The sequence below is a fragment of the Paenibacillus sp. FSL M8-0212 genome, assembly GCF_038004645.1.
In the GTDB taxonomy this organism is placed as follows: Bacteria; Bacillota; Bacilli; order Paenibacillales; family Paenibacillaceae; genus Paenibacillus.
Genome location: NZ_JBBORP010000001.1, coordinates 6,516,244 through 6,529,713, shown reverse-complemented (window position 1 = coordinate 6,529,713; position 13,470 = coordinate 6,516,244). Strand labels below are relative to the sequence as shown.

Genomic DNA, 13,470 nt, shown 5'->3' with positions numbered 1-13,470 from the left:
GTAATTCTCCTCCTTGCACTTGTACTCAACTTTAGCATGACTGTAGCATGACTATGGCTTGAACACAAGAAAACGAATCCGACAGAGTTAAGGCTTCTCTGTCAGACCCGCTGGATTGGTTACTCGGATAGGCGGTTGAACATACGGCTTGCGGGATAAGCTTTTGAGCTGTCTAAAGCTAATAAACTGTTTAGAATCTTCATCCCACAGACGGAAGCGCAGGGCAACCAGACTGGAACGTAGTGTAATAGTCGTAGCTTTTTGCAAGGGTGGTGTTGCGTTATGTGCTTCTTCCAAGAAATAGTTAGGTACACGCGGGCTCAAGTGATGCACATGGTGAAACCCGATATTACCACTGATCCATTGCAATAATTTTGGCAATTTGTAATAAGAACTGCCTTCAACAGCTGCTTTTACATAACTCCATTCATCTTCATGTTCAAAATACGTCTCTTCGAACTGATGTTGCACGTAGAACAGCCAGATACCAAAGAAACCGGAGAAGAAGAAGATAGGTGCCTGCACCATTACAAAAGCCTGCCATCCGACTAACCAGGACATGAATGCATAGAGCACTAAGATCAATGCGGTAGTCAGATGTGTGTTGATGCGTTCTTTACGTCTTGCACCTTTACGGTTAAAACGGTAAGCCAACAGAAACACGTAAATAGGTCCGATACAAAACAATACAAACGGGTTACGATAAATTCGATAGAAAAGGCGTCCCCAAGGAGAAGCTGCTTTGTATTCGTCAACCGTCATAACCCAGATATCACCTACACCACGTTTGTCAAGATTGCTGCTTGTCGCGTGATGGATAGAGTGCTCGTTTTTCCACTGCTGATAAGGTGTCACTGTTAATACACCCGTAATGGTACCGAGAATATCATTGGCGCGTTTGCTCTTGAAGAATGAACCATGACAGCAGTCATGGAAAATAATAAAGGTCCGAAGTACAAATCCGGATGCCACCAAGGCAATAGGGAAAGTCAGCCAGTAGGAAACCGATAAGCTAAAGTAAGCAGCTGCCCATAACAAGAAAAGCGGGAGCAATGTATTGATTAACTGACGGATACTTAATCTGAGATCATTTTTTTCGTAAGGGGTAACTTCTTTTTTTAAGGCCATTTCTTTTGATCTGTTCATAAAATTGTATCCTCCTTCAATCGTTATAACTGTAATCAGCTACAACTTGACGTTTCCCGCTAAGCTTTCCTGTAGGAAGCGTTTTTATCATTGTAAAACAATCCGATCATGACAGTAAGTCATAAACGTCAGCCTTCTGTAATGATGAATATCAATGATGGACCATGACATTTGTCATGGGTGCATGATACTCAATAGCTCTGCAGCAGACAGAAGAGCAGGTTTTTCAAATTCCTTTGCACAAATTACGCAACAATTTGTATTATGTATACAAATTTTGTTGAGAGCATGGTAAAATCTATCTTTGAGTGGTTATGACAACTTATGAGACGGGTCGATTAGGTTGATTTCTGATGGATTGGATGGAATGCATAATGAAGAAACGAATTACGGATATCCTATTTATTATGGCAGGTGCATTTCTGTTTGCACTGGCGGTGAACCTGTTTGTCATCCCGAACGATTTGGCTGAAGGCGGCGTCACGGGTATCACGATTATTTTGTATTACCTGTTTGAATGGTCCCCTGGACTGATGAACTTGATCCTGAACGGTATTTTGTTAATTGTGGGATACCGGTTTCTTGATAAAACAACTACGGTGTATACGATTATTGCGGTTGTATTCAACTCGTTGTTCCTGCATCTGACGGAGAGTTGGACGATTGCATCGGATGAACTCTGGATCAATACCATCTTTGCCGGAGTATTTGCCGGTCTTGGTATTGGCTTAATTGTTAGAGTGGGAGGCACAACGGCGGGAACAGTGATCCTGGCCCGACTTGCCAACAAATATCTGGATTGGAATATCAGTTACGGACTTCTGTTCTTCGATCTGATTGTGGCTTTCTCCTCATACTTCATCATTGGACCGCAAGGATTAATGTGTACAATTGTCTTGCTGTTTGTCGGAACCAAAACAATGGAGTTCATTATTGAAGGACTCAATCCGAAAAAAGCAGTCATGATTATCTCTTCCAAACAGGATGAAATCGCGAAGCAAGTTATTGAGAAGATGGATCGCGGAGTAACCGTCCTGTCTGGTCATGGCTATTACACGAAAAATAAGAAAGAAATTCTATACATTGTGATTAGTAAACAGGAAGTTTCTATGCTGAAGAAGATTGTACGAGCGGAAGATGAGATTGCTTTTATCACCATTCATGACGTGCGTGATGTATTCGGTGAAGGATTTATTGAACTCTCCAAAACTTAATGAATATGTATATAAGGAAGAAAGGAGTTGCGGTGAAATATCACCGCAACTTTTTTGATAGGTTAATGGTATCCGGTATTAATCTAGTTCAAATAGAAAGAACCCTTCTCTATAGAGAAGGGCAAAAGAATATTAATAATGTTTTCTTTTTTTGACTGGACAATATTCAACAGTGACACAACAATGTTTTTTACACTTTGTAGGGACATATTTGATTTTGGTAACACAAGTTTTCGTAATTTTTTTGTAAAAACACTTTGGTCTTGGATGATGACATTTATGATGTTTTCTATACATATTAAAACCTCCCTGATCGTGATAAGGTATTCTATGACCGCGTCACTGTTTCGGAAATGTATAAACGTCTATTATTGTATAATAATTCCTTTATTAGGCTTTTGTGTTACAGGTGAAGGTTGGTTCTTTCTAGTAAGAGAGTGCAATGACAAAAAGCTGTACACCGACTAAGCACGATGATATATTGAATTAATCAATTTGTTAATAAACCTAACTAACTAAGCATTTAGCATAATTTCCAAGAGCGTTTTACAATCAGCAAGATATAGATCGAAACGGTGTTATTCGTCTATATTTTGTACCCGAGAGCGACTTTAATCGAATTATGAAAAATGCTAACTATTAGAGGAGGCGATAACATGGCTGGCACACCGCAGTATATCCGCAATCTGAATGAAAATCTCATTATGGATGCCCTGATAACTCAGGGAACGATGTCGAGAGCGGATATCAGCCGTCAGACCGGACTTAGTAAACCAACGGTGTCTTTGGCGATCGAACATCTGATTGACCGTAATCTGGTGAGGGAAATGGGGAGAGCTGACAACGCTCAGGGTCGCAAAGCAACCCTCATTCGTTTCAATGAAACGGCTTATTATGTCTGTGGGATAGATATCGGCGCAACACGTATTCGGATTGCATTATCCGATCTGAATGGAGAGATCATTGCCTATCGAACATATCCTATGGTTGTTCAAAAAGCTCATGAGCCAGCAGAAGCGACGATGTTGGAGCTTCTTCGAAGCCATATGAACGAATTGCTTGATAAGAATCATCTGAATTGGGATCAGATTCAATGCATCGGGTTTGGTATACCAGGCGTAGTGCTGCCTGATTCAGGGCGTATCCATCGTATTGTGGACCCGTTAGCGGGTCTGGAAGAAGCTTTCTCTCTAGAGTCGTTGTCAGGAGCTTTTCCCTGTGAAGTAATTCTGGAAAATGATGTGAATCTAGCGGCGCTTGGGGAGTATCGGAGTGGTGCAGCAGCAGGGTATCCCTTGTTTGTTTTTTTCTCGATTGGTACAGGGACGGGTGCTGGCATCATGGTACATGGCCAACTGCTTCGAGGTTTAGGTGGCTTAACTGGCGAGATCGCAGAGATGCTGGTGGACGATGGTCGACGTCTGGAGGAAGTGCTGTCCGCTGATGGTCTGATGCAACTGGCGAACCTTCATCTTAATTCGCATGATGAACTATTGGAAGTTGCTGATTCGGATTCGGATGTGGATGCGGATGTAAAAGGACATGTAGTTACAGATGATCTTCACAGACACCTGACTCCCGAGAAGTTATTTGAAGCTGCACGTCGTGGAGAAGTAGAGGCGTTAGAGATTTTAAAGCAATACAGCCAGAAGATTGCTTCAGCTCTGCGGCAGATTAGCGTTGTGCTTGCTCCAGATCTCATTGTGCTTGGCGGAGGCGTAGGAGGAAACGGTGATGTGTTATTGCCTTTACTGAGGCAGATTATATCTGAGCAATTCCCGGTGCAACCACAGTTAATCTGTTCCAAACTTGGTGAGCAGGCTGTGGTCACTGGTGCGGTGCAGGTGGCCATCCAACAAACGATGCTGAACCTTCAGCAGGAAGCGTTGGACTAAGAGAATGGATATACAACATGTGAGGAGGAAACGGGATGACAGAATCCGTGAAAAATGTAAGTAATGATGATCTGTCCAATCAGGATGGTACGGTTGGAGGTGATCCATCCGGTTGGATAGCAGGTATTGACATTGGAGGCACCAAAACATTGATGCTTTTATCATCACAACAGGCTGGAAGTGAAGTTTATGAACGTATCTTGCCTACACTTGCCAGTGATCAGCCGGATGAGTTCTTCCGATGGTTATTCACTGAATTGGAAACATTCTGCCGTGAAATTGGTTGCAGTCTGAGTCAACTTTCGGGTGCAGGTTTGGGATTCCCTGGAGTGATTCTACAGGAGGAGGGAATACTGCGAAGTGCTCCAGCGTTTCAATGGCCTGAGCAAGATATTCGCCCTGTTATTGCAAAGTATTACAGCGGGAATATCATGTTGGACAATGATGTGAATCTGGCCGCAATGGGAGAATATGATCGAGGGGCAGCGCAGGGACATCAACACTGTGTGATGGTCACGGTTGGAACAGGCATTGGAGCTGCTCTTATCCTGAACGGACAACTCTACAGCGGCCAGAATGGAGCAGCAGGTGAGATTGGGCATTTCATTGCAGGAGACGAAGGGCTTCATGCCGGTTACGTTGCTGATGCGGATTCCTTTGGCGTATTTGAGCAAGTGACTTCAGGTACGGGAATTACCGAACAGGCGAGGCGTTATTTTGCTGCTGGAAAGGGGAGTTTCTTATCCCTGATTATGAGTCTGGCAGGAGGGGAAGTGGAACAGATTGAAGCCAGACATGTATTCAGAGCAGCCGAATCAGGTGATGTTGCTGCACTTGAGATTCTGGAACTGCCTATGCGTTATATGGCTAGAGGTCTGGCGAATATTACGGCTTTACTCAATCCTTCCATTATAGTGATCGGTGGTGGCGTGGCTGCATCCAACCCATCCTATTATCTAAATGAAGTGCGCACACGCCTCCAACGTTACACCGTTCTGCCTACACTTTTAGCTGTAGCTGAACTGGGGAACAAAGCAGGAGCAATCGGGGCATTGGCTGCAATCAAATCGAGTCTGACACGCTCATAAAAATAGAGAATAGGCGAAGCAACTACAGAAATAAAGGATGGAGATCCGGATGAGAAGTAGACATATGAAGGCTTACACAGAGAAAACAAAAGCCGATTCCAATGATGCAAAACGTGTTTTACTCAAATTACAGGGCCTATATCTGTTTATGGGGCTTGCCGGGGGGATGTTTAACCCGTACATTAATCCCATATTGGTTGCACAAGGTTTTTCAAGTAAAGAAACCGGATTTATTATGGCGTTTGGCACACTTGTATCCATTATTCTTCAACCTATATGGGGAATTCTGGTAGATAAGTTTAAAAAGACACGGTTCGTCCTGGTCATAAGCCTGCTTGTTCCTGCGTCGTTAGCGTACTTCTACAATATTCAAGTGTACTTTATATTAATATTGATTTATACTTTATGCACTATATTCCAAGTGACTCAAATACCCGTTGCTGACTCCTATGCGGTTACAGCCGCGAGAGCCGCAAACACCTCATATGGCATGATCCGACTCTTCGGCAGCATAGGAACGGGAGTTGGTGGATTTGCCGCAGGGATGTATCTCTCCCAGTTTTCCATTCACATGTTATGGCTACCATTTCTCCTGTTTAACATTCTGAGCGCTATACTGGCAAGTACACTTCCCCGGCAGACGAGTATCTCCTCGTCCTCGGTAACCTTCTCCGTAGGTTTGGCAAGATTGCTCCGAAACCGGACATTCCTTCTATTTCTAACAGGCTGTTTCCTGGTTAACCAAACGCTCACTGCGTTTAACTCCTTTTTTGTTATTTCATTTCAGATGGCTGGCGGTTCTGTGACCATGACGGGTACAGCACTGTTGCTGGCGTCGATTACCAATGTTCCATCCATGTTGGCAGCAGCATTCATACTCCGAAAATGGGGACATGAACGGACGATGCTGCTTGCAGCCGGGGCGTATATGTTACGTTGGGGGATACAATGGCTATGGCCGACGCCTGAGGTCATGATTGGCGTTCAGGTGCTGCATGGGTTATCCTTCGGATTCTTCTATATCGCAGCAGTGGAATATGTGGCTTCCGTTACGGGACGGGAGATGCAAGCCACAGGACAAAGTTTATTTAACATGGTGTTTGCTGGCCTGGGCGGAATTGTTGGTAATATGCTTAACGGATATTTACTCGATTCCGGCGGTCCATCACTGATGTATCTGGCTTGCACGATCAGTGCGGCACTAGGATCAGTGATTCTGTATATCGTCAGCAGGCAGGCCAAAGAACAGAGAAGAGCATACTCATTAGAATAGAGATGGAAGGAGTTGGAGCCTATGAAAGTAAATCTGAAGCGGAATTGGCACACCAAGTTGATGTATTCGTATTTTCCTATTTTTCTGCTTACGATTTCCATTCTGATCTTTCTCTCCTTCCTGATTGTCAACGAACTCTCACGTAACGAAACACAAAAAGCCGACATGATCTCCACCCGCTATATCGTGGATACACTGGAGCGCTCGCTAAGTGACATTGAACTTCGGTTGCTTGAAGACATTGGCGCAAACAAAACATATAGTCGCTTTCTGGAAGCTGGCCAGGGACAATTATCGAGTCAGTTCATCTATGATGCAGCAAGTGGGCTGGGACGTATGCTGGATCAGCAGGATATGATTCAATCCATTTATCTCTATCGCATGTCCGATTCCCAGATTCTTACGCCCAGAGGCATGATGCGTTTGGAAGATTTTGAAGATCGCGCCTATATTGAGCAAGCCTTGAAAGATCGGGAGAATCTCGGTTGGAACTTGCCACGTGATTATAAGGAACGTTCCTTCGACGTACCTTCACAGGTAATTAGCATGAATAAGTGGCTTCCTTTGCCGTGGGGCGGGGAAGGACTGCTCGTCATTACCATCCGCATGTATGCAGTAGAACGGCAGATTGATAACATGACCAATGAAAAGTTATCTGTTCTTCAGGTTCGAGATAAGAGCGACAATCTGATCTATACCGCGCATCAAATGGACCCTTCTGCAGGTGAAATCCTTAATCGTGTGACTGCGGACAAGCTTGGTCTGGTCTTTGAGAGCGGCATTCAATCCGGACAGCTGTATTCATGGGTATCACTCGTCTCTTATGTGTGGATCGGTATTGGATTATTAACGATTGTTGGTGCAGTGGCGGGACTAATCTACATTACGCGCAGAAATACGCGGCCCATCCAGCTCATCATGAATCGAATTCAGGCGTTACAGCCACGTGCCGAGGAGGATGAAGCAGCACCATCCGTCAAGGATGAACTGGCACTCATCGACCGTGCGCTGGAACATCTGATTGCTCAAACGGTTGACTATGAGAAACAACATCATGAAAATTTGCTGATTCATCGCAGACAGTTGCTTGTTGATCTGATGGAAGGAGAGCGAATGGATTCGTTCCGTCAGCGACTTCGCCATCTGCAACCACTAGAGGAACGATTCATGGAACCGAAGAGTGTTGCTGTCCTCATTGCAGAGATGAATGGTGACGATCTCTCGACCAATCAGAATATTCTGAAGATTGCGCTCATGAACGTAGTGGAAGAACTTGTGCAGAACGAGACTCAATTCGGTGGTTGGGCTGAATGGTTTGGGAACCGCAGGCTTATTGTGGTGATTGCGTCGGATGAGCAGGAAGGACTGGACCGTGAATTGCTTATGGATCTGGCTAAACAGATGCATATGTGGATTGCGGAAAACTTCCGCCTCCGGTTTACGTTCGGGATTGGACGAACCGTATCGGGCTGGGAGGAGATTACTCGTTCCTATGCGAGTGCAGATGCGGGTTTGCAGCATAGACTTACCCTTGGTAAAGATGCCATCGTTCTCAGTGAGCAACTGCCGGATCGTATTGAGCTGCAATCGTACAAGTATTTGCAGATGCTCGCAGACTTTGTCCGTGAATTCAGACTAACCGGTGATGGTTGGCGGACGCAGCTGGACCAGATGTTTGTTGCTTTCAGCGAAGATCAGATTACAGATAACGATATTCGCATGTTGCTGCAGGCGTTAATCCAGATGTTGTCCCGTGAATTCGGGGAGCTGTCTGAGCGGTTGCAAAGCCAATTTGCCGAGGAAATCCTGACTCGTCTTCGCAGTGATATCCAGCAGGTGGATACACTGGAGGGAATTCAAGAGATTTTGCAGGAATGGCTTAAAGAGGTCTATCGCAATTATGTGTCTGTGAATGAAACGAAAAGTCATCGTGCGATGATCAACGAGCTGCGAATTTATATCGAAGAGCATTTTGATGATCCGGATCTGTCGCTAAAACATCTGAGTGATCGGTTCCAGATCTCGGGTAAATATGCGAGTTATTTGTTCAAGGAAGAGTTTGAGATGAAGTTTGTTGATTTTCTGGTGAAATTGAGGGTCGAAAAGGCCTGCCGTCTGTTGTCTGCATCTGATATGGCTGTTCAGGATATTGCTCTGCAAGTGGGTTATGCCAATGCCATCTCCTTTGGCAGAGTATTTAAACGGATTATGGGCGTGACACCAGGAGACTACCGCAAGCAGAGTGGAAAACAAGGAGATCAATAACGGTATTGCACGTGTTAGAACATCCGAGTATCGGGTGAAATCCAATAATCTTAGAGATATCAATGAAATCTCCTGAATGAGGCAATAAGGTTTTTCCCTTATCGTCCTTTGCAGGAGATTTTTTGGATGTTCAACAACGATCTTAGGCCAGTGTAGCTGGTATGTTGTTATGGAATTTTACGAATGTCCTATACTAGCATTATGACAATTCATAGATTAATAGGGCAGGAGTGAAGATGATGTACAAACACGGACAGCAAGTATGGGGGTCAGTAGATATCAGTAAAGGGGTTACCATTACAGCAAACAACAACACATTTATATTTCATGTAGATGACTCGTCATATACGTTAACTATACCTGTTGGTACCTACACGACAAGTCAACAAAGGCATGAATCCGAACTTATTCAGGCCATTTCGAAGGCAGGGGCGGCTCAGAACATTCCTGTACGATTTATTTTGGGCGGAATGCATTATGATGAGAAGTATAATGTATTGATTTTGGAACATACGGATACGAACAACGAACATGTTATCGATCAATTTGCAGGAAATGCCATCGATACGTTGTTTGGTCAAGTGAAGTTTAATCTTCCACCGAGGAATTAGTACGTCGAAACGTTCTACACGTGTTGCTAAACAAGGAGATCACATAAGATGTGGTCTCTTTTTCTTTTTTTGAAGAGAGATTCAATGGAAAAAGGATTATTGCAAGATGGGTGATGCCAAATTAGGCATGAGAAATCGATCTTAATACAACATTATATGTTATTATAGTTAACATTAATGGCGTGAAAATTGTATATTGTCAGGAAATATGTTTATATATCGCGGTATTTAACTTAAAAAACGTGAATTTTACATTTTGAAAATAGTTTATTGTCTAAATATCAGATCATATGTAATGATTAGTGACATTCACAGGTGCAACAAAATGGGCTGAACAAAGTGGAGTGGCAATCATGTGAATTCATTCAGAGAGTGTGCGAAAGGGGAAAGGTCAAATGAGATTATTTCAAAGACGTAAGGCAGGCAAGGCAAGTTCAATCCTCGCAGTGGTAACAGCATTCACTCTATTATTATCCGCATGTTCATCAGGAAGCGAATCTGCATCTTCATCAGGAGAGTCGGGTTCGGGGGAAAAAACGACTTTGAAAGTAGAAATCTTCGACCGCGGAAATACTCCGGCGGGCTACACCATTTCGGACAGTTATCTGACTCGCTTCATACAAGAGAAGTTTGGTGATCCAAACAACATTGATGTTCAGTTTGTTCCGGTACCACGTTCGGAGGAAGTACAGAAACTTAACGTTCTGATGGCGAGTGGATCTGAAGTACCTGATATCGTATTTACCTACGACTCGGGAACATTCAATCGGTATGCAGAGCAAGGAGGTCTGACCGAACTTACGGATCTGATCAATCAAAGCGGTCCTAACCTGAAGAAGTTCCTGGGAGATGAAACGCTGGCCTACGGTCAATACGATGGACAACAGTTTGCGGTTCCAGGTAAACGTCTTGTTCTAGGCAAGTACGCATCCTATGTTCGTCAGGACTGGCTGGATGCGCTCGGATTGCCTTCCCCTGAGACAGCTGAGGAGCTGCATACAACATTGAAGGCCTTTAAGGAAAAAGATCCGGGTAAGGTTGGCACAGGACTTATCCCAATGGGGATGTCGATTGCCTCGGCTCAATATGAACCCCTGATCTGGTCATTCATTGAACCGCTAACGGAAGAACAAAAATATACATTAACGCAGCAACTGGGTTCCAATGACTATCCAACGTTGTTGCCTGGTTTCAAGGACGCTCTGAAATATATGAACACACTTTATAATGAAGGATTAATGAGCAAGGACTTTGGACTAGATAAAGACAAGAAAAAGCTGTGGGAAGATGTATCTAACGGCAAAGTTGGATTCTACACCGAAGATGCAGGGGAGATTTACATTTCCGGTACGTACAAAAACTTGCAAACCAATCAACCGGGTGCAGTGATCACACCGATTGATGCATTCAAGAACTCCGAAGGCAAATTTGCCAAACCGGCATATGCTCCCAATGCGATGTATGTCATGATTCCAAAATCGAGCAAAAATGCGGAAGCAGCGATGAAGTATCTGGATTGGATGGCTTCGGGCAACAACCTGTTCGACCTGCAATTCGGTGTTGAAAATGAGAACTATGAGCTCGTGGATGGTGTACCACTGATCAAAGATGATGCTTCACCTGAAATCGCAGGTCGTATCTATAATTCCGGTGACATTGCCATTATCGTTAATGGTAAATACGTTGGGGATGACAAGAAAAATGAAGAGGCTTATGTCGTACAGGTAGAGTCGAAGTATCGGGATGACATGCGCAAGTCGGTAGCAATTTCCAACACGGACACGATTCAACCGGTACGTTTCTCCAAACCGATTGATGCAGAAGCACGTTACGGTAACGGCTTGAAAGACAAATTCATGGAGTTCTTCGTGAAAACAACCATTTCCAAACCCGCTGATTTTGAAGCCACGTATGACAGCATGATGAAAGACTACATGGCAAGCGGTGGTCAAGCGATCCTGGATGAACGTACAGAAGCTTACAAAGCGATGAAATAAGTAGAGTAGAGTTCACATCTAATGTGTATGACAACAAAGAACAGGGAATTCATTAGGGCGATGGCAACATCGCCTTGATGAAGAATCCTGAATGACATGGGGGGAAGGTTTATGAAAACAAGCATCTATTTCCGCAGAAACTGGCAACTATATGCGTTGCTCCTACTGCCCATGATCTACTTCATTATTTTCAAGTATGGGCCAATGTATGGCGTGCAGATTGCGTTCAAGGACTTTAACTTCTTTCAAGGGATCTCCGGTAGTGAGTGGATTGGCTTGGATGCATTCAGAGAAGTGTTTCAAAATCAGGGATTTTACACGGCATTACGCAACACGTTAGTGCTTAACATGCTGGATCTGCTGGTGTCCTTCCCGGCGCCGCTTATATTGGCCATCTTATTGTTCGAGCTTAAAAAGGCTTGGTTCAAAAAACTGGCACAAACTTTACTGTACATTCCTCACTTTATTTCGTGGGTCATTATTGGAGGGATCGTACTTCAAGTATTTGGTACACAATCGGGTTTTATTAACAATATCTTGATGAGCATGGGATTTGATCCATTACCATTCCTTTCAGACAAAAACTATTGGCTCTTCACGTATCTTGCGGTAGGCGTGTGGCAGAGTGCCGGCTGGGGTACGATTCTGTATCTGGCATCCCTGACAGGAATTAACCGGGAACTGTACGAAGCGGCAGAAGTGGATGGAGCAAGTCGGCTACGCAGAATCTGGCACATCTCCTTGCCAGGCATCAAAACAACGATTGTTACCTTATTGATCATTAATGTCGGCAACATGATCTCTATCGGGTTCGACCGACCATTTATTATCGGAAATGTGGCTGTACGTGAATACTCGGATGTGCTCAGCACGTTTGTCTATCGTGTCGGTTTACAATCCGGTCAGGTCACGCTCGCAACAGCTGTAGGTTTGTTCCAGGCATTAGTTGGACTTGTCTTCATACTCGGAGCAAACTATACGTCCAAGAAATTGACCGATGAGAGCATTATGTAGTGGATTTGATTCACATATGATCTGTAAGGAGTGAGTGAGATGTCTGAAAACACGGCGAATCGAATATTCAACACGGTAAACGTCATTCTTATTATCATTACGATGGTGCTGTGTCTTGCACCATTCATTCATATTATTGCGATCTCGCTCAGCTCAAACCGGGCGATCGGTTCAGGAGAAGTTTCTTTTTTCCCCAAAGAGTTATCCTTTGAGGCGTATACCAAAGTATTTGCAGATGGATCGATGATTCGTTCCCTGATCTATACGATCTGGCTGACCGTCCTGAGTACGGTGTTAAGCATGGCGATGACCATTGCAGCAGCTTATCCACTGGCGAAGAGTAATCTGAAAGGGCGTAAGTGGTTCATGCTTGTCATTGTGGTGACGATGTTCTTCAGTGGGGGCATTATTCCCGAGTACATTCTGATCAAAAATCTGCATCTACTCGATAGCACATGGGGACTTATTCTGCCTGGATTGATTAGTCCATTCTATATGATTATCCTCATCACCTTCTTCCGAGGGATTCCCGAAAGTCTCGAAGAAGCGGCGGGCATTGATGGAAGCAGCCACTTCGGAACACTTATGCGTATTATTTTGCCGCTATCCCTTCCGGTTATGGCGACACTGAGCCTGTTCTACGCAGTAGGACGGTGGAATGGTTTCCAGGATGCACTGATGTATATCACCAAGCCTGAGCTTTACCCTTTGCAATTGAAATTGTATCAGATGATTCAGCAAAACCAGATTACAGAACTGATGCAGAACGAAGGCATTGGTGCCGTTCAAGTCCTGCCTGAGAGTCTGAAAGCAGCCAGCGTTATTTTCTCAACCTTACCGATCTTGCTTGTGTATCCGTGGTTGCAGAGGTACTTTATCAGTGGCGTAATGGTAGGTGCTGTAAAAGGTTAATAGAGGTTGTTCAAAAAGTTCACTTTTGATTACGAATGATGCCTAGTGGCATCAT

General features: G+C 44.2%; 10 protein-coding genes. 9 read left to right on the top strand and 1 reads right to left on the bottom strand.

Features of this window, described 5'->3' with window-relative positions; genetic code table 11:
• Positions 1-87: 87 nt before the first annotated feature.
• On the bottom strand, positions 88-1,146 hold the full coding sequence (locus MKX68_RS28355; RefSeq protein WP_340915166.1) for a fatty acid desaturase: 1,059 nt from the start codon (positions 1,144-1,146) through the stop codon (positions 88-90).
• A gap of 374 nt (positions 1,147-1,520) precedes the next feature.
• On the opposite strand from MKX68_RS28355, the gene MKX68_RS28350 reads away from it, so the two are divergent.
• The 9 genes from MKX68_RS28350 to MKX68_RS28310 all read left to right on the top strand — a co-directional run bounded on the left by MKX68_RS28350 (position 1,521) and on the right by MKX68_RS28310 (position 13,415).
• Positions 1,521-2,360: a YitT family protein gene (locus MKX68_RS28350; protein ID WP_062834072.1), complete on the top strand. Its 840-nt coding sequence runs from the start codon at positions 1,521-1,523 to the stop codon at positions 2,358-2,360.
• A gap of 656 nt (positions 2,361-3,016) precedes the next feature.
• Positions 3,017-4,255, top strand: coding sequence for an ROK family transcriptional regulator (locus MKX68_RS28345; protein ID WP_340915162.1), 1,239 nt, complete (start codon positions 3,017-3,019; stop codon positions 4,253-4,255).
• A gap of 35 nt (positions 4,256-4,290) precedes the next feature.
• Complete coding sequence (locus MKX68_RS28340) at positions 4,291-5,343, top strand: ROK family protein (RefSeq protein ID WP_340915160.1); 1,053 nt, start codon at positions 4,291-4,293, stop codon at positions 5,341-5,343.
• A 64-nt stretch (positions 5,344-5,407) separates the two neighbouring features.
• On the top strand, positions 5,408-6,616 hold the full coding sequence (locus MKX68_RS28335) for an MFS transporter (RefSeq protein WP_340915158.1): 1,209 nt from the start codon (positions 5,408-5,410) through the stop codon (positions 6,614-6,616).
• Positions 6,617-6,637: 21 nt separating this feature from the next.
• Positions 6,638-8,881, top strand: a complete 2,244-nt coding sequence (locus MKX68_RS28330; RefSeq protein ID WP_340915156.1) for a helix-turn-helix domain-containing protein — start codon at positions 6,638-6,640, stop codon at positions 8,879-8,881.
• Positions 8,882-9,120: 239 nt separating this feature from the next.
• The gene (locus MKX68_RS28325; protein WP_340915154.1) at positions 9,121-9,492 is read left to right on the top strand and encodes a hypothetical protein; all 372 of its coding nucleotides are present in this window, start codon (positions 9,121-9,123) and stop codon (positions 9,490-9,492) included.
• Between the two features lie 395 nt (positions 9,493-9,887).
• Positions 9,888-11,489 carry an extracellular solute-binding protein gene (locus MKX68_RS28320; RefSeq protein WP_340915152.1) on the top strand — a complete coding sequence of 534 codons (1,602 nt, stop codon included), beginning with the start codon at positions 9,888-9,890 and terminating at the stop codon, positions 11,487-11,489.
• Between the two features lie 111 nt (positions 11,490-11,600).
• On the top strand, positions 11,601-12,503 hold the full coding sequence (locus MKX68_RS28315) for an ABC transporter permease (RefSeq protein WP_062834078.1): 903 nt from the start codon (positions 11,601-11,603) through the stop codon (positions 12,501-12,503).
• Between the two features lie 39 nt (positions 12,504-12,542).
• Complete coding sequence (locus tag MKX68_RS28310) at positions 12,543-13,415, top strand: carbohydrate ABC transporter permease (protein ID WP_062834079.1); 873 nt, start codon at positions 12,543-12,545, stop codon at positions 13,413-13,415.
• Positions 13,416-13,470 lie beyond the last annotated feature (55 nt).